This window comes from Sphingomonas sp., from assembly GCA_019635535.1.
Lineage (GTDB): Bacteria > Pseudomonadota > Alphaproteobacteria > Sphingomonadales > Sphingomonadaceae > Allosphingosinicella.
Map to the genome: position 1 here is coordinate 1,862,283 of JAHBZH010000001.1, position 16,709 is coordinate 1,878,991.

A 16,709-nucleotide genomic window follows, 5' to 3' on the forward strand; every position below is an offset into this window, starting at 1 on the left:
TTCCGGCGAAAGCCGGAATCCATCTTCTTTATCCCTTTCCTCCGCGTCTCTGCGTGCACTAAATTATGGTTCGCGCAGAGATGCAGAGATCGCAGAGAAGAAAAGATGGATTCCGGCTTTCGCCGGAATGACGACTTACCTGAGCGCCTGGCGGCCCAGATAATAGGACACCCGGCCCTGCGAGCGGCTGCCTTCCGGGTTCATCAGGTCGTAGATCATCGCATTCTCGACGACCCGCTGCACATAGTTGCGCGTCTCGGAGAACGGGATGTTCTCGATCCACTCCAGCACGTCGGCGTCGGGCAGGCGGGGATCGCCGTTGCGCTGGATCCACTGCGGCACCCGGCCCGGCCCGGCATTGTAGGCGATGGCGACGAGGATGATGTTGTTGCCGAAGCGCTCCATCAGCATGTTGAGATGGGCGCTGCCGAGCAGGATATTGTAGTCCGGGTCCTCGGTCAGCCGGCCGAGATTGTAGGGGACGCCGACGCGACGCGCCTCGATCTGCGCGGTGCCGGGGATGAGCTGCATCATACCGCGCGCATTGGCGGAGCTGACCGCGCTGCGCTCGAACGAACTTTCCTGCCGCATGATACCGTGCGCGGGCGCCCAGTGATTGCGATAAGCGGGCGGGATAGTCACTTCCGGGAAGGCCGCGCGCGAATAGAAGCTGGCGCCGCCGGAGCGCGCCTCGCGCGCCGCCCAGACGCCCATGTCGAGCCGCCCGATCGAGCGGCCCAGCTCGGCCGCGATCTCGCGCTCGCGATTGGTGTCGAGGCTGCTGGCCAGCGCGCGCACGAACAGGCCCTGATCGTTGCGGGAACCGATCGCGCCGAGGTGCCGGATCGCCTGGACGAGCGGCCGCCGGTCGAATTCCTGGCGCTCGGCGGCGGTGGCCGGCGTGGCGGGCGGCGGCGGCGGCGGCGTGCGCCCCAGCCGCTCCAGCGCGAGCAGGCCGTAAAATTGGTCGGGGCTCGATGCCGCTTGCTCGAACCAGGCATTGGCTTGATCGGTGCGCCCGCCCTGCGCCGCGACGCGACCGGCCCAGTAGAAGCCCTTGGCCCGGGTCTGCGGCGATTGCGCCGCGCGGCCATAGCGGTCGAACATGCCGGCGGCGTCGGCGGGACGGTTGATCCGCCGCGCCGCCTGGCCGGCCAGCCAGGTGAGATCGGTATATTTGTCGCGCTCGGCGAAGGAGCGGGTGCTGATGTCCGTGCCGGCCGGGAACAGGTCGTCGACCTGGCTGGCGATATTGTAGGCCAGTGTCCATTGCCGGTCGTTGGCGGCGCCCCGTGCGATGGCGAGCGCGCTGTCCATGAACTTGGCCGGATTGGCAGGCAGGCTGCGCAGCCGGCGCGGCTGAGCGAGCCATTCGCGCGCGCCTGACGAATTGCCGGTCTCGCGCAGCCAGGCGGCGCGGTCGATGACGAAGCCGGGATCGGCGCTTGCCGCCTCCCGGTCGAGCGCCGCCACGCGCGAGGCGGCGTCCGCCGCGCGATTCTGCATGGCGAGCCGCGCCTCGAACATCGGCCGCCGCGCCGCCGAGCCCCAGGCGATCGCCCGCGCGGCGGTCTGCCGATCGCCGTTGCTCAGCAGCGCGTCGATGCGCCGGTCATGATCCTCAGGCGTGAAGCCGCCCGAAAAAGCGCCGAGCAGACGTTGCTCGTCGGTTTGCGCCATCACGCCTTCGGTCCAGGCGGTGCGCGCCGCGGCCAGCGCCTCGTCGCGCCGTCCGGTGGCGAGCAGGGCCAGCGCGCGCTGGGCGTGGCCGCTGGCGGTAAGTGGCGGAAAGACGTCGAAAAAGCGCAGCACCTCGGCCGGAGAGACGGCTTCGGCCGAAAGCCGCCGTTCGGCGCTGCGCCTGAGGCCCGCTTCTCCCGGCCAGCCGCGATGCGAAACGAGGAAGGAGGCATAGGAGGAGAAGGGCAGGGAATCGCTTTGTCTGAGGCTGCTCCAGCGCGCGACCGAAGAGGCGATCGCACTGGACGGGGCGGGCGCGGATTGCGTCGCGGCGGCCATCCGGGCGATCGGCGCGGCAGGCGCGGGTTTCGGCGCCTCGCGTGTCGTCACAGTCCCGATCGAACTCGCCGCCAACGCGCCGGCCGACGCGCCGAGCAGCATTATGATGGCGGCTCCCTTATGCATGCTGGACAGAATGACGCCCCCCTCCTTATCAGGCGATGAACATCCCGCGGACATTCTTCATGCGCCTCCCTAGGCCATGCGCCGCTGCGGGGTGAAGGAGGCAGTCATGTTCAAGGGGTCGATCCCCGCCCTGGTGACGCCATTTCGCGACGAAGCGTTCGACGAGGCCGCGTTTCGCGATCTGGTGGAATGGCAGGTCGCCGAAGGCAGCCACGGTCTCGTGCCCTGCGGGACGACCGGCGAATCGGCGACCTTGAGCGCCGACGAGCATCGCCGCGCGATCGAAGTCTGCGTCGCCCAGGCGGCGGGCCGGGTGCCGGTCATTGCCGGCTGCGGCGCGAACGATACCGCCCATGCCATCGCGCTGACCCGCGCCGCGAAGGCCACCGGCGCCGATGCCGCGCTCCATGTGCCGCCTTATTACAACCGGCCCAATCAGGAGGGCATCTACGCCCATCTCGCGGCCATTGCCGAGGCGACGGACCTGCCGATCCTGCTCTACAACGTGCCGGCGCGCACCGTCACCGACATCGCGGTGGAAACGATGGCGCGGCTGGCCCGCATCGCCAATGTCGTCGCGGTCAAGGACGCCACCGGCAATCTCGCGCGCGTCTCCGCCCAGCGCCTCGCCTGCGGCGACGATTTCGTCCAGCTTTCCGGGAATGACGACATGGCCCTGGGCTTCATGGCGATGGGCGGGCGGGGCTGCATCTCGGTCACCGCCAATGTCGCGCCGCGATTGTGCGCCGATTTCCAGGATGCCTGCCTCGAAGGCCGCTGGGGCGACGCGCTGGTGCTGCAGGACCGGCTCTATCCTCTGCACGCGGCCTTGTTCACCGATGCTTCACCCGGACCGGTCAAATATGCGCTCAGCCGTGTCCGCCCCGATTTTCCCTCCGCCCTGCGCCTGCCGATGACGCCGCCCTCGCCCGCGAGCCGTGCCGCCGTCGATGCGGCGCTGGCCCATGCCGGCCTTTCCTGATGGCCCGGCCGCGCCCCCTCGAGTTCGACAAGCAAAAGGTGGTCGCCGAAAACCGGCGCGCGCGCTTCGATTATGCGATCGAGGACAAGTACGAGGCCGGCATCGCGCTGACCGGCACCGAGGTGAAGAGCCTGCGCTTCGGCGAGGGCTCGATCGCGGAAAGCTATGCCGAGGTGAGCGAGGAGGAGGTTTGGCTCATCAACGCCAACATCCCCGAGTTCAGCCACGGCAACCGCCACAATCACGAGCCGAAGCGGCCGCGCAAGCTGCTGCTCAATCACCGCCAGATCGCCAAGCTGCACGGCGCGGTGGCGCGGCAGGGCATGACGCTCGTCCCGCTTTCCATCTATTTCAACGCTCGCGGCCGCGCGAAAGTGGAGCTGGCGCTGGCCAAAGGCCGCAAGAGTCACGACAAGCGGGAATATGAGAAGGAAAAGGACTGGAAAAGGGAGCAGGGCCGCCTGATGCGCCAGCATGGTTGACCGCATCGGCCGCTGGATCGCGCGCAACAGCCCGAACCGCGAAGAGCTGGCGAAGAGCCGCTGGCTGAAGCCGTTCGGCCAGCGCGTCCTGCACAGCGAATTCTGGCGCTTCACCCGCCGGTCTGTCCCGCGCGGCGTCGGCGTCGGCCTGTTCGTCGGCATCTTCGCGCTGATCCCGGGCATCCAGATCATCGGCGCGGCGCTGATGGCGGTTCCTTTCCGGGCGAACATTCCGGTGGCGGCGGCGATGACCTTCCTCACCAATCCGGCGACGACGCCCTTCCTCCTGGTCGCTTCGATCTGGGTCGGCAACAAGCTCGGCTTCCACGCCGACATCGCCTCGCTCCAGGCGCTCTATAGTGGCGGCGCCAGCATCGGTGACTGGTTCCGCTGGGCGTTGTCCGACGCCGCGCCGGCGGTGATCTCCGGCCTGTTCATCATCGCCTTCGTCTCGGCGGTGGCCGGCTGGCTGGTTTCGGGCTGGATCTGGCGCTGGTGGCAGGGACGCAAATGGCGTCGCCGCGCGCTGCGCCAGCCGAGCGAGGCGCCGTGAGCCAGGCCGCCGGGGCGCGGCGGGCGTGGGACGCGCCGCTGTTCGCGCTGGCGGCGCTGGCCTCCGCCGCGCTCCTGCTCTGGGCGGTGGGCGACCCTCTTTTCGCCGGCGCTTTCCTGGCCGGGCTGGCCGGCATTGGGAGCGCGCTCTTCCTGCTCGCCCGGCCGCGCGCCGCGTCCGCAGAAGTGGCGGCCGAAAGCGCGCCCGACATCGCCCTGCTGCGCGCCGCGCTCGATGCGGCGGGCGAGGAGCGGGCGCTGGCCTTCACCGATCCCGCCGGGCGGCTGGTCTGCGCCAATGCCGCCTGGGGGCAGTGGTTCGGCCCCGGCACGGCGCCCTCCGCGCTGGCGGGCGAGGCGGGCGAGGCGCTGGCCGCGACCGCCCGCGCCGCGCGCCGCGACGGGGTCGCGACGGTGGAGCCGATCCGGATCGCGGGGCGCGAACTCGATGGCGAAGCGGCATGCGTTGCGGGCGAGGGCGACCTGCTGCTCTGGCGACTGCGCCCAGCCGGCGTGACCGACATCGCGGCCGAGGCGAACCGCCTGGCCGGCGGCGAGGCGGGTCGGCGCGCCGGGGCGGCCGGGCTGATGCTCGTCCTCGCCGACGCCGAGGGCCGGATCCGCGCCGCCAATCCCGCCTTCACGCTGCGCGCCGGCGCGGAGGAGGGCGAGACGATCGAGGGCAGCGGGCTGGCCGCGCATCTCGTCGCCGGCGAGAACGGCCTGTTCCGTTTCGCCGCCGAGGGCCGCGGCGGCCCGCCGCTGCGCATCGTCCAGATCGCGCTCGGCGACGCGCCCGACACGGCCTCCGTCTTCCTGCTGCTCGACGAGTCACCCGCCGCCGCGACCGGCGAGGAGACGGGTGCGCAGATCCACGCCTTGCTCGACACGCTGCCGCTCGGCCTCGCGCTGGCCGACACGGACGGGCGGCTCGCCTTCGTCAACAAGGAATTCCGCAAGGCCGCCGGCTTGGGCCCCGCCGAGCAGCCCGCCTGGCCGAGCGATCTGGTGGTGGAGGAGGACAAGGCGGCCGTCTCCGATGCGGTCCGCCGCTTCGGACGCGGCCGCGCGCTTTCGGGCGATCTCGCCGTCCGGCTGCGCACCAATCCGGAGGAGCCGGTGGCGATGACGGTCGCCGGCGCGCGCGGGCTGGGCAATGCCGCCGTGCTGATCAGCCTCAAGGACAATAGCGAGGAGGCGCGCCTGAAGCGCGAGATCGCGCAGGCGACGAAGATGCAGGCGGTCGGCCAGCTCGCCGGCGGCGTCGCCCACGATTTCAACAACATCCTGACCGCGATCCTGGGCACCTGCGATCTGATGCTGATGCGCCATTCGCCCGGCGACAGCGACTATGACGATATCCAGCAGATCCGCTCCAATTCGAACCGCGCCGCCAATCTCACCCGCCAGCTCCTCGCTTTCTCGCGCCAGCAGACATTACGCCCCCAGGTCCTCCAGCTTCCCGACGTGGTCGCCGAGGTCTCGCACCTGCTCAACCGCCTGCTTGGCGAGCGGATCGTTCTGCAGGTCAAGCATGGCCGCAATCTCGGCCCCGTCCGCGCCGATCCCGGCCAGCTCGAGCAGGTGATCGTCAATCTCGCCGTCAACGCCCGCGACGCGATGGTCGCCAAGGGGCCGGACGGTGGCACGCTCACGCTTCAGACCTTCGCCGTCTCGGCCGAAGAGGTGCGCCGGATGGGCACCGACATATTGCCGATCGGCGATTATACCGGCCTCAAGGTTTCCGACACCGGCACCGGCATCCCGCCATCGATCCTGAACAAGATTTTCGAGCCCTTTTTCACCACCAAGGAGGTGGGGAAGGGGACGGGCCTCGGGCTCTCCACCGTCTACGGCATCGTCAAGCAGTCGGGCGGCTTCATCTTCGCCGAATCCAAGCCCGGCAAGGGCACCGCCTTCACCATCTATCTGCCCGTCCACCGCGCCCAGCCCGGCGAGGCCAAGGCCAAGCCCAAGGCGAAGGAGAAGGCCGGCGAGGTGTGGGGCAGCGGCACGATCCTGCTGGTCGAGGACGAGGTGATGGTCCGCGCCGTGGCGGAGCGCGCGCTGGCCCGCAACGGCTACAACGTGCTCACCGCCGAAAATGGCGAAGCCGGGCTGGAGATCCTCGCCAGCGAGCCGAAGGTCGATCTGATGATCTCCGATGTGGTAATGCCGACGATGGACGGCCCCACCACCGCGCGCGAGGCGCGCAAGACCCATCCGGACCTGCCGATCCTGTTCATTTCCGGCTATGCCGAGGAGCAGTTGCGCAAGTCGATCGACATTCCCAACGTCTCCTTCCTGGCCAAGCCCTTCTCGGTCCAGGATCTGGCCGAAACGGTGCGCGAGGTCCTGGAGGCGGCGCGCGCCGGCTAGCCCCCGGGCGGACGCAAATATTTCTTTTCCTTTGCGAAACAGACGCTAAGCCGATGCTTATGGAGAGTGGGCGTTCGATCCTCATCGTCGAAGATGAGCCGCTGATCGCGATGATGCTCGAGGATTTCCTCGAATCGCTGGGCCATGAGGTCGTCGCCACCTGCGGCACGCTCGACGAGGCGCTCGGCCATGCCGATGCCGGCGCGTTCGACGTCGCGATCATCGACGTGCAGTTGAAGGACGGCGAACGGGTCTGGCCGCTGGCCGATCGCCTCGCCGATGCGGGCAAGCCCTACGTGCTCGCCACCGGCGGCCATGTCGAGCCGCCGCCGCCGCGCCACGCCCACGCCCCCGTGCTCGCCAAGCCCTACACGATCGACGCGATCGAGCCGGCGCTGACCGAGGCCTGCGGGGATTAAGCGGGCGGCGGGCGCGAGAGTGAAGCGGCGCGCGCGCTGGATGTGGTGGCTGCTTCTCCCCGCCGGGCTCTACCTTCTCATCCTCATCGCGCTGTTCTTCGTCCAGACGGCGATGCTGTTCCCGACGGGGCAGGTGAGGCCGCCGGGGCCGCTACCGGCAGACGCCGAGCGATTGACCGTGGCCGCCGCGTCCGGCGAGCGGCTGCACGGCATCCATGTCCCGCCCGCGATGCCGGCCGGAGAAAGGCTGCTCGTCATCGGCTTCGGCGGCAATGCCTGGAACGCCGAGGCGATGGCCGCCTATCTGCACGATCTCTATCCACAGGCGGATATCGTCGCCTTCCACTATCGCGGCTATCGCCCCAGCGAGGGCACGCCCGGCGCGGCGGCCCTGCTGGCGGACGCGCCACTTGTCCTCGATGCCGCGCGCGAGCGCATCCGCCCGGCGCGCACCGTCGCGATCGGCTTCAGCGTCGGCAGCGGCGTCGCGGCCAGCCTCGCCGTCCAACGCGACCTCGACGGCCTGATCCTCGTCACGCCCTTCGATTCGCTGGGATCGGTCGCAGCCGGGCAATATCCCTGGCTACCGGTGCGCGCGTTGCTGATGCACCGGATGGAGCCCGCCGCCGATCTCGCCGGAACGCGGGTGCCGGTCGCCATCCTCGCCGGCGCGCGCGATACATTGATCCCCCCGGCGCGCACCGATGCGCTGCGCCGCGCCGTTCCGAATCTGGTCTTCGACCGCACCCTCGCCGGCGCGGGTCATAACGATATCTACGACCGCGCGGAGTTCCAGGCAGCCATGCGCGAGGCGCTGGAACGCATATCGCGAACCGATATCCCCTCATGACCGGCGATGCGACGCAACCCTATCTGACAGAGGATTTCCTGCATTGGAAGCGAGGGGCGGGAGGTCTGCATTTGACCTTGTCCGGGCCTACTTATCTTGATCGCGACCATAGTGTGCTTCGCCTTCGCGTCTTAAATCGTCCAAAGTGCGCCCGTCTGCTGGCCGTATATATGGACTCGCTGCGGGAGCATCTGCCGGGCAGCGCGAGAGCCTTCCTCTCTCCGGTTGCGGCAAGACGTTGAAGTTGCCAAGCGTGTTGCGTCTCAGCATCCAGCGACGTTCACCAAGATCGGTCCGATAATAAGTGTGCTGAAGGGTTAAGACAGTGATTGGCCCCAAGGGCGCCGCACCTTGGCGAACACGCCGAACATGCAAATCAATGATCCACGGCCACCTCATAATGATGCAGTCGGGACCGCAATCACGCATGACCGTAGGAATCTGCGCCATGATTGTAGCCGAGACTTCAGCATCGAAACATTCTTGTTCCGGAGCGTTGACGCTAGCACTAGCCGCCGGAGCTAATAGCCCTCCGCACAAGACAAACAGAATCTTGATCCGGCTAATTGGCATTGATGGACTGTATATTTCTCTACGTTCGCTTTCTGCCCATAGCGGACCGATGGATCAGGCGATCCGCTCCGGCATCGCCGCCGCGTCCGCCTCCAGCGACGTCTCCGGCGCCACCGCTTCCCACGGAAACACGAACCAGTCCTTCGTCTCCGCCCGGTCGATGATGCGGGCGCGGTAGTCGACGCGCTGGCTGGAGCGGATATTGTCGATGAGGGTGGCGAAGCGGATGCTGCCCGGCGTCGCGCCCGCCGCCGCCAGATGATCGCGCAGCTTGCCGATCGTCGCGCCGCTGTCGTTGATGTCATCGACGAACAGCAGGGTCTCGCCGGCGCGGGTCCGTGCAGCCAGCCGTTCCAGCGCGCCCAGCGAGAAATCGTGGACATTGGTGCTGTGATCGACCGAGAGGCTGGGCAGCCCGGTCGCGTGGCTGAGGAACACCGCCGGCACCAGCCCGCCGCGCCCGATCCCGATCAGGAAGGCGGGCATCCAGGGATCGACCGCGATCTGGGCGGCGAGCGCCTTCACGTCGGCGACGAACTGGTCGTGGCTGATGGGCGTGAAGACCGGCATCAGTGCGCCGCCTCATAGGTGTCCACCGCCGCGACATGGCGCTCGATCTGGTCCTGCGGCAGGAAGGATCCGGTGAAGCTGTTGCGCGCCAGCGTCGCCAGCTGTGCCTTGTCCAGCCCGCGCGCCGCCGCCACCGCTCGGTAATTCTCGCCGACATAGCCGCCGAAATAGGCCGGATCGTCCGAATTGACCGTCGCCTTCAGGCCGAGCGCCAGCATCCGGTCGATCGGATGCGCGTCGATCGACGGGCAATTGCACAATTTCACGTTGGAAAGGGGACAGACGGTGAGCGTCATGCCCATGTCGGCGAGCCGCGCGGTCAACGCCGCATCCTCCAGGCTGCGATTGCCATGGTCGAGCCGGTCGATGTGAAGGATATCGAGCGCTTCCGTCACATATTCGGGCGGTCCTTCCTCCCCGGCATGGGCGACGCGCTTGAGGCCCAGCGCCGCCGCCGCCGCGAACACCCGGGTGAATTTGGAGGGCGGATGGCCGAGCTCGGAGCTGTCGAGGCCGACCGCCGCGATCCTGTCGAGCCACGGCTTCGCCTGCTCCAGCGTGGCGAAGGCGGCCTCCTCGTCCAGATGGCGCAGAAAGCAGAGGATGAGCTTGGAGGTGAGGCCATGCCTGGCCTCTGCATCCGCCATCCCGGCGAGCAGGCCGCGCATCACCGTGTCGAACGGGATGCCGCGATCGGTATGGGTCTGCGGATCGAAGAAGATCTCGGCATGGACCACCCCGTCCGCCGCCGCGCGATCGAAATAGGCGGTGGCGAGATCGCGGAAATCCGCCTCGGTGCGCAGCACGTTCGCGCCCTGATAATAGATGTCGAGAAAATCCTGGAGATTGGAGAAGCTGTAGGCGGCGCGGACGTCCTCGACGCTGGCGAAGGGGATGTCCACGCCGTTGCGTTCGGCCAGCGCGAACATCAATTCGGGTTCCAGGCTGCCTTCGATATGGAGGTGCAGCTCCGCCTTGGGGAGGCCGGCGATATAGGCGTCGAGATCGGGATCGGGCATGGCGCGAATGTCTCGCCTGGCGCGCCAAACGGCAAGCGTTCTTTTGTTCCTTTTGAAAGCCCAAAGTTCTCCTCTTGTTCTACGGGAACATTTCAGATACATAGCTTCTCACGTTGATCGTCGCGCACGGACGCAATACGGGAGGGTCAGGCCATGGTGGCATCGCTTCAAGTCGTTTCGGACAGGACTGCAATGGATTCCGACAAGCAGAAAGCTCTCGACGCCGCGCTGGCGCAGATCGACCGCGCCTTCGGCAAGGGGAGCGCGATGCGCCTCGGCTCGCGCGAGGCGATCGAGATCGAGACGATCTCCACCGGCTCGCTCGGCCTCGATATCGCGCTCGGCATTGGCGGTCTGCCGCGTGGCCGCGTCGTCGAGATTTACGGGCCGGAAAGCTCGGGCAAGACGACCCTGGCGCTGCACGCCGTCGCCGCCGCGCAGGCGGCGGGCGGGGTCGCCGCCTTCGTCGATGCCGAACATGCGCTCGATCCGGTCTATGCGAAGAAGCTCGGCGTCGATATCGACAATCTCATCGTCTCGCAGCCCGATACGGGCGAGCAGGCGCTGGAGATCACCGACACGCTGGTCCGCTCGAACGCGGTCGATATCCTGATCGTCGATTCGGTCGCCGCGCTCGTGCCGCGCGCCGAGATCGAGGGCGAGATGGGCGACAGCCATGTCGGTCTCCAGGCGCGGCTCATGTCGCAGTCGCTGCGCAAGCTCACCGGCTCGATCTCCAAGTCCAAATGCCTGGTCATCTTCATCAACCAGCTGCGCATGAAGATCGGCGTGATGTACGGCAATCCCGAGACGACCACGGGGGGCAACGCGCTCAAATTCTACGCCTCGGTCCGGCTCGACATCCGCCGCACCGGCCAGATCAAGGACCGCGACGAGATCGTCGGCAATGCGACCCGCGTGAAGGTCGTGAAGAACAAGCTCGCGCCGCCGTTCAAGCAGGTCGAGTTCGACATCATGTATGGCGAGGGCGTGTCGAAGATGGGCGAGGTGCTCGATCTTGGGGTCAAGGCCGGCCTGATCGAGAAATCCGGCGCCTGGTTCTCCTACGATTCGATCCGCATCGGCCAGGGGCGCGAGAATGCCAAGGCCTATCTCAGGGAAAATCCGGAGGTCGCGGAGCGGATCGAGAAGGCGATCCGCGGCCGCACCGATGCGGTCGGCGAGGCGATGATGACCGGCCCGGACGCCGAGGACGATTCCTGACGCGGCAGGGAAGGCAAAGCTGTTCTTGGACTAACTTTTGACTAACCTTTGGCGGATTCCCGCGGATCTTGCCCGAACAGCCGGCCGCGTTCCGTCACCACCAGGATGACGAGCGCGGTCGCGCCGAGCAGGAAGTAGCCGGCGACCATCGGGATCACCGTCCCGTCGAAGCTCTGGCCGATCGCGACGCCGATGCCGGCGCCGGCGATCGTGGTGATCGTGCCCTGCACGGACGAAGCGGTGCCGGCGACATGGCCCATCGGTTCCATCGCCAGCGCGCCGAAATTGGCCGAGGCGAGGCCGAAGCAGGCCATGATCAGGCTCTGCATGACCACGAACAGCGCCAGTTCCTCGCCGATCTCGGCGGTCACGAGATGGACGAACGAGAAGAGCGTGAACAGGATGATTCCCATATGGGCGATCCGCCGTGTCCCGATCCGCTCGACGAGGCGCGAATTGAGCCAGGAGGTGAGCGCCATCGGGCCGGCGACGCACGCGAAGATCAGGGCGATCAGCTCGGGCCGGCCGAAGACGTCGAACACGATCTGCTGGACCGAATTGATATAGCCCATCAGCGCGCCCAGCATCAGCGCGAAGGCGAGCGTGTAGCCGAGCGACTGGCGGTTGGCGAGCGTGTCGCGGACGCCCCCGAGGATCGCGGCGAGCGAGAGCGGCCGGCGATATTCCGGGTGCAGCGTTTCGGGCAGCCGGATCAGCGACCAGAGCAGCATGACCGCCGCGAAGATGGCGAGACCGAAGAAGATCCAGCGCCACGGCGCGATCATCAGGGTGAGCTGGCCGAAGGCCGGCGCCAGCACCGGCACGATGAGGAAGACGAGGAAGACCAGGCTCATCAGCCGCGCCATCGCCGCGCCCTGGTAGCGGTCGCGGATGATCGAGACGGTCAGCACCCGGGTCGCCGCCGCCGCCGCGCCCTGCGCCAGTCGTGCGGCGAGCAGCAAGGTGAAGCTCGCCGCCGCCGCGCTGGCGACGGCGAAGAGGATGTAGAGGAGCAACGCGCCGACCAGCACCGGCTTGCGCCCGTAGCGGTCGGCGAGCGGCCCATAGATGAGCTGGGTTGTGCCGAAGCCGATCACATAGAAGGAGATGACGAGCTGCCGGTGATTCTCGCTCGCCACGCCGAGCGCCTCGCCAATGGCGGGCAAGGCGGGCAGCATCGCGTCGATGGCGAGTGCGTTCAGCGCCATCAGCCCGGCCATCAGCGCCACGAACTCCCGGAAGCCGGGGCGCGGCGCGGGTTCGGCGGCAGGGCGCGTGTCGGTCAAGCGGCTGGTCCGTCGGCTGGCCCGGAGCGCCGGAAAGGCGTTCCGTGCGGCGTTCCCTATTGCCTGCCTCGCCATTATGGAAGTCGCATCACCAGCGGAGCCTCACCATGATCGTCGTCCACCATCTCGAAAATTCCCGCTCACAGCGCGTGCTCTGGCTGCTCGAGGAGCTCGGCATGGATTACGAGATCGTCGGCTACGCGCGCGATCCCAAGACGATGCTCGCGCCGCCCCAACTCGCCCGTGTTCATCCGCTCGGCAAGTCGCCGGTGATCGAGGATGACGGCCGCGTTGTTGCCGAGACCGGCGCGATTGCCGAATATCTGGTGGAGAAGGCGGAAGGCCGTCTCGGCCCGCCGGCCAATCGCGAGGCGGTGCTGCGCTATCGCCATTTCCTCCATTATGCCGAAGGCTCGATGATGCCGCCTTTGTTCGGCCTGCTCATCGTCAAGCGCCTCGGCCTGCTCGGCCGCCCGGCGCGCGCGCCTTTGCTGAAGATGTTCGGCCGACATCTCGACTGGCTCGAATCGGAGCTCGCGCAAAGGCCATGGTTCGCCGGCGACGAATTCACCGCCGCCGACGTGATGATGAGCTTCCCGCTGGAGGTCGCCCGGGTCCGCGCCGGGCTCGATGTCGCACGCCCCAATTTGATCGACTGGCTGGAGCGCATCCATGCGCGCCCCGCTTATGCCGAGGCGTTGCGCAAGGGCGGCTCCTACGCTTATGCGTGAGCCCAAGGCCGCAGCCATGTCGGCCACGACAGGGAGACCGACATGACTGAAGAGGGCCGCCGCGTTCCGTTGCAGATGAAGATGCTGATCGGTTTCCTGGTCGGCCTGGTGGCCGGCCTGGTCGTGCACATGACGCAGCCCGGCGCGGGCTGGGTCGAGACGGTGACGACCTATGTCACCGGCCCGATCGGAACGATCTTCCTCCGGCTGCTCTTCATGCTGGTCATCCCGCTGCTCTTCTCCGCGCTCGTCTGCGGCATCGCCGAAATGGGCGACGTGCGCGCGCTGAAGCGGATCGGGCTCAAGACCCTGTTCTTCACGGTATTGCTGTCCAGCATCGCGGTCGTGCTGGCGCTGGGCGTGGCCAACATCTTCCAGCCCGGTGCGGGCGTCGATCCGGTGCTCGCACAAAGCCTGCTCGCCCAGGGCGGCGAGCGCGCCGGCCAGATCATCAACATCAACGCCGAGGCGCCGTCCGGCATCAACGCCTTCCTCAACATCATCCCGAACAACGTCGTCGCCGCCGCCGCCGCCAACGACATCCTCGCCGTGATGTTCTTCGCGCTGGTGTTCGGTATCGGCCTGCTGCTGGTGAACACGCCCGCCGCGAACAAGCTGCAGGACGCGATTCAGGGCATTTTCGACGTCACGATGAAGCTGATCGGCATCGTCATCCGCCTCGCGCCCATCGCCATCGCCTGCTTCATGTTCAATCTCGCCGCCGTGTTCGGCTGGGATCTGCTGGTGCGGCTCAGCGCCTATGTCGGCGTGGTGCTGCTCGCGCTCGGGCTGCACATGTTCGTCGTCTATCCGCTGGCGCTGCAATTCCTCGGCCGCATGTCGCCGATCGCCTTCTTCCGGGGTGTGCAGGAGGCGATGGTGGTGGCCTTCTCGACCGCCTCGTCCAACGCCACCTTGCCCACCGCGCTGCGCGTCGCCGAGAACAATCTGAAGCTCCCCGCGCGGGTGTCGCGTTTCGTCCTCACCATCGGCGCTACCGCCAACCAGAACGGCACCGCGATCTTCGAGGGTGTCACCGTCCTGTTCCTCGCCCAGTTCTTCGGCGTCGAGCTGACCATCTGGCAGCAGGTGACGGTGCTCCTGATGTGCATCCTGGGCGGTATCGGCACGGCGGGCGTTCCCGCCGGCTCGCTCCCCGTGGTGGCGTTGATCCTCGCCATGGTCGGCGTACCGCCGGAGGGGATCGGCCTCGTCCTGGGCGTCGATCGTTTTCTCGATATGTGTCGCACGACGCTCAACGTCACCGGCGATCTCACCGCCGCGGTGGTGGTATCGCGCGGCGAGGAAGAGGAGGGGGCACCGCCACCCGCGACGGCGCCCGCCTCCTGATCGCTCAGGCCGGCTCCAGCTCGCGCTGGACAACCTTCTCGGCCAGCGTGCCGTTCAGCTCGGCGAGGTGGTCGAACGCCGCCTCGTAGCTGGCGAGACCCTGGCTCAGCGAGCGCAGCTCCGCGTCGAAGCCCTGCATCTCCGCCTCGGGAATCAGGGCCTCGATCCGGTCCCAGCGCGACCAGCCTTCGCGCGGCTCCATGCCGAGCATCTGGCCGCGCCGGCTGGCGATCGCCGAGGTGACGCGCGAGCTGGCCGTGCCTGGCGTGAACACGGTCACCTTCATCACCGGCTCCAGCAGATGGGCGGCGGCCTGTTCCAGTGCTTCCGACATGCCGATCCGGCCCGCCGTGCGGAAGGCGATCTCGGAGCTGTCGACGCTGTGATAGGAGCCGTCGACCAGCACCGCCTCGACATCGACCACCGGAAAGCCCAGCGGCCCTTTGGCCAGCGCGTCGCGCACGCCCGCCTCGACTGCTGGAATCCACTGTTTCGGCACGACGCCGCCCGAAATGCGCTCGGAGAATTTGAACCCGCTGCCCGGCGGCAACGGCTTCACCTCCAGCACCACGTCGCCGAACTGGCCATGGCCGCCCGACTGCTTCTTGTGCCGGCCGCGCTGCGTCACCTGCTTGCGGATCGATTCCTTGTAACCGACAGCAGGCGCGCGCGAATCGACCGCGACGCCGTAACGCCGTTTCAGCCGATCGAGCGTCACCTTCAGATGCTCGTCATTGACGCCGCGCAGGCGCGTCTCGTGCATCGCCTCGTCCTGTTCCCAGGTTAGCGCATTGTCCTCCTCGGTCAGCTTGTGGAGCGCGGTGGAGAGGCGCACATCGTCCTTGCGGTCCCGGGTCGCGATGGCGAGCGCGTAATTGGTGATCGGCGCCGTCGTCGCGAACCGGCCTGGCGCCTTGCCGGCCGCCAGCCAATCGCCGGCGCCGATCTCGTCGAGCTTGGCGATCGCGACCACGTCGCCGGCCTTGGCTTCGGCCAGCTTGGCGGTCTTGTCACCCTGCAGTGCGAACAGCGTGCCCACCCGCGCTTCGGAACCCTCGCTGGTCGCCAGCTCCGCGCCTTCCTTGAGCGCGCCGCCGAACACCCGGGCGTAACTCAGCCGCCCCATCGCTCCGCCATGGCTGACCTTGAAGACAAAGGCGCAATTGCCCGATGCGCCGAGCCGCTCGGCCGCCGCCGCCGGGGCCGGGGTCTCGTGCCGTAGCGTCTTCATCAGCCGGCGGATGCCCTGGCCGTTCGCTGCCGAACCGAACAGGACCGGCACGATCTGCCCCGCGCCGGTCTCCCTGGCGAGATCGTCGAACACGGTCTGTCGATCCGGCACCTCGTCCATCAGGAGCTGCTCGAGCAGCGCATCGTCATGGTCGGCGAGCTGCTCCAGCATATGATTGCGCTCGGACGCCTCGCGATCGGCGAGGTCGGCGGGTATCTCCTTCTGCTCGGAGGCCTGGCCGGGCCGGTAATAATAGGCCCGCTCCAGCGCGATATCGACGAAGCCGGCCACCTTCTCGCCGTCCCGGATCGGGATCCAGCGCGCGATCAGCGGCGAGGCGCTCATCGGCTGCAGCGCCTCCAGCAGGCCCTGGATCGAGCCACGCGCCTGGTCGATCTTGTTGACGAAGATCATGTGCGGGACGCCGAGCGCTTCCAGCTGTCGCAGCGCCGGCTCGGCGAGCTGGGCGCGGTCCGCCTCGGGATCGACGACGACGATGGCGAGGTCCGCCGCCGCCATGCCGAGTCCGGCGTCGGCGGCAAAGCCGACCGAGCCGGGCCCGTCGATCAGCGCATAGCGGTCGCCCATATAATCGTAATGCATCAGGTTGAGCTCAGTGGAGCCGCCGCGGGCCCGCGCCTCCGGGCTGGCATCGCCCACGCTGGTGCCGTCCGCGACCGATCCCTGGCGGGAGGTTGCGCCGGCGGCAAAAAGAAGGGCCTCGGCGAGGCTGGTCTTCCCAGCGCCGCCAGGCCCGACGAGCGCGATGGTTCTGGTGCCGGCAGCTCTATCGGGCATGATCGTCTCCTTCGTCCGCTAACGCGGTCCGCGAGAAGACGCGGCCGCGCGTCTTGTGGAAACCTTCAGCCTCTGCCTCTTTGCGGCGAAGTTCAAGGGGGAAGGCGGGGTTTCGTCG

General features: G+C 67.7%; 14 protein-coding genes. 9 read left to right on the forward strand and 5 right to left on the reverse strand.

The window, feature by feature from the left end; all coding sequences use genetic code 11:
• Nucleotides 1-135: 135 nt before the first annotated feature.
• Entirely contained in the window at nt 136-2,121 is a 1,986-nt protein-coding gene (locus KF780_09565; protein MBX3562044.1) for a lytic transglycosylase domain-containing protein, read from the reverse strand.
• 130 nt (nt 2,122-2,251) lie between these two features.
• Here KF780_09565 and dapA point away from each other — a divergent pair, with 130 nt between their 5' ends.
• The 6 genes from dapA to KF780_09595 are packed head-to-tail and all read left to right on the forward strand — an operon-like array spanning nt 2,252 to nt 7,809.
• Complete coding sequence (gene dapA, locus KF780_09570; GenBank protein MBX3562045.1) at nt 2,252-3,127, forward strand: 4-hydroxy-tetrahydrodipicolinate synthase; 876 nt, start codon at nt 2,252-2,254, stop codon at nt 3,125-3,127.
• Entirely contained in the window at nt 3,127-3,609 is a 483-nt protein-coding gene (smpB, locus tag KF780_09575) for an SsrA-binding protein SmpB (protein MBX3562046.1), read from the forward strand. Before dapA ends, smpB begins: the two co-directional genes overlap by 1 nt.
• Complete coding sequence (locus KF780_09580) at nt 3,602-4,162, forward strand: DUF2062 domain-containing protein (GenBank protein MBX3562047.1); 561 nt, start codon at nt 3,602-3,604, stop codon at nt 4,160-4,162. The genes smpB and KF780_09580 overlap by 8 nt, the downstream gene beginning before the upstream one ends.
• Nucleotides 4,120-6,540 carry a response regulator gene (locus tag KF780_09585; protein ID MBX3562048.1) on the forward strand — a complete coding sequence of 807 codons (2,421 nt, stop codon included), beginning with the start codon at nt 4,120-4,122 and terminating at the stop codon, nt 6,538-6,540. The genes KF780_09580 and KF780_09585 overlap by 43 nt, the downstream gene beginning before the upstream one ends.
• A gap of 59 nt (nt 6,541-6,599) precedes the next feature.
• On the forward strand, nt 6,600-6,959 hold the full coding sequence (locus tag KF780_09590) for a response regulator (GenBank protein ID MBX3562049.1): 360 nt from the start codon (nt 6,600-6,602) through the stop codon (nt 6,957-6,959).
• Between the two features lie 19 nt (nt 6,960-6,978).
• Nucleotides 6,979-7,809: a hypothetical protein gene (locus KF780_09595; protein ID MBX3562050.1), complete on the forward strand. Its 831-nt coding sequence runs from the start codon at nt 6,979-6,981 to the stop codon at nt 7,807-7,809.
• A 627-nt stretch (nt 7,810-8,436) separates the two neighbouring features.
• Here KF780_09595 and KF780_09600 read toward each other — a convergent pair.
• The gene (locus tag KF780_09600; protein ID MBX3562051.1) at nt 8,437-8,952 is read right to left on the reverse strand and encodes a phosphoribosyltransferase; all 516 of its coding nucleotides are present in this window, start codon (nt 8,950-8,952) and stop codon (nt 8,437-8,439) included.
• On the reverse strand, nt 8,952-9,971 hold the full coding sequence (locus tag KF780_09605; GenBank protein MBX3562052.1) for an adenosine deaminase: 1,020 nt from the start codon (nt 9,969-9,971) through the stop codon (nt 8,952-8,954). The genes KF780_09600 and KF780_09605 overlap by 1 nt, the downstream gene beginning before the upstream one ends.
• Nucleotides 9,972-10,124: 153 nt before the next feature.
• Here KF780_09605 and recA point away from each other — a divergent pair, with 153 nt between their 5' ends.
• Nucleotides 10,125-11,195: a recombinase RecA gene (recA, locus tag KF780_09610; protein MBX3562053.1), complete on the forward strand. Its 1,071-nt coding sequence runs from the start codon at nt 10,125-10,127 to the stop codon at nt 11,193-11,195.
• Between the two features lie 41 nt (nt 11,196-11,236).
• On the opposite strand, the gene KF780_09615 is transcribed toward recA, so the two are convergent.
• Entirely contained in the window at nt 11,237-12,556 is a 1,320-nt protein-coding gene (locus KF780_09615; protein MBX3562054.1) for a multidrug effflux MFS transporter, read from the reverse strand.
• Nucleotides 12,557-12,588: 32 nt separating this feature from the next.
• Here KF780_09615 and KF780_09620 point away from each other — a divergent pair, with 32 nt between their 5' ends.
• Entirely contained in the window at nt 12,589-13,212 is a 624-nt protein-coding gene (locus KF780_09620) for a glutathione S-transferase (GenBank protein MBX3562055.1), read from the forward strand.
• 81 nt (nt 13,213-13,293) lie between these two features.
• The gene (locus tag KF780_09625) at nt 13,294-14,562 is read left to right on the forward strand and encodes a dicarboxylate/amino acid:cation symporter (GenBank protein MBX3562056.1); all 1,269 of its coding nucleotides are present in this window, start codon (nt 13,294-13,296) and stop codon (nt 14,560-14,562) included.
• Between the two features lie 4 nt (nt 14,563-14,566).
• On the opposite strand, the gene KF780_09630 is transcribed toward KF780_09625, so the two are convergent.
• Nucleotides 14,567-16,591, reverse strand: coding sequence for an elongation factor G (locus KF780_09630; GenBank protein ID MBX3562057.1), 2,025 nt, complete (start codon nt 16,589-16,591; stop codon nt 14,567-14,569).
• Nucleotides 16,592-16,709: the final 118 nt, after the last annotated feature.

Excerpts from the sequence above, each read along its gene's own strand:
- KF780_09580 (MBX3562047.1), top strand. The coding sequence starts at position 3,602 with ATGGTTGACCGCATCGGCCGCTGGATCGCGCGCAACAGCCCGAACCGC.
- recA (MBX3562053.1), top strand. The coding sequence starts at position 10,125 with ATGGTGGCATCGCTTCAAGTCGTTTCGGACAGGACTGCAATGGATTCC.
- KF780_09620 (MBX3562055.1), top strand. The coding sequence starts at position 12,589 with ATGATCGTCGTCCACCATCTCGAAAATTCCCGCTCACAGCGCGTGCTC.
- KF780_09590 (MBX3562049.1), top strand. The coding sequence starts at position 6,600 with ATGGAGAGTGGGCGTTCGATCCTCATCGTCGAAGATGAGCCGCTGATC.
- KF780_09625 (MBX3562056.1), top strand. The coding sequence starts at position 13,294 with ATGCTGATCGGTTTCCTGGTCGGCCTGGTGGCCGGCCTGGTCGTGCAC.
- KF780_09600 (MBX3562051.1), bottom strand. The coding sequence starts at position 8,952 with ATGCCGGTCTTCACGCCCATCAGCCACGACCAGTTCGTCGCCGACGTG.
- KF780_09605 (MBX3562052.1), bottom strand. The coding sequence starts at position 9,971 with ATGCCCGATCCCGATCTCGACGCCTATATCGCCGGCCTCCCCAAGGCG.
- KF780_09565 (MBX3562044.1), bottom strand. The coding sequence starts at position 2,121 with ATGCTGCTCGGCGCGTCGGCCGGCGCGTTGGCGGCGAGTTCGATCGGG.
- KF780_09615 (MBX3562054.1), bottom strand. The coding sequence starts at position 12,556 with ATGGCGAGGCAGGCAATAGGGAACGCCGCACGGAACGCCTTTCCGGCG.
- KF780_09630 (MBX3562057.1), bottom strand. The coding sequence starts at position 16,591 with ATGCCCGATAGAGCTGCCGGCACCAGAACCATCGCGCTCGTCGGGCCT.
- KF780_09585 (MBX3562048.1), top strand. The coding sequence starts at position 4,120 with ATGGCGTCGCCGCGCGCTGCGCCAGCCGAGCGAGGCGCCGTGAGCCAG.
- smpB (MBX3562046.1), top strand. The coding sequence starts at position 3,127 with ATGGCCCGGCCGCGCCCCCTCGAGTTCGACAAGCAAAAGGTGGTCGCC.
- dapA (MBX3562045.1), top strand. The coding sequence starts at position 2,252 with ATGTTCAAGGGGTCGATCCCCGCCCTGGTGACGCCATTTCGCGACGAA.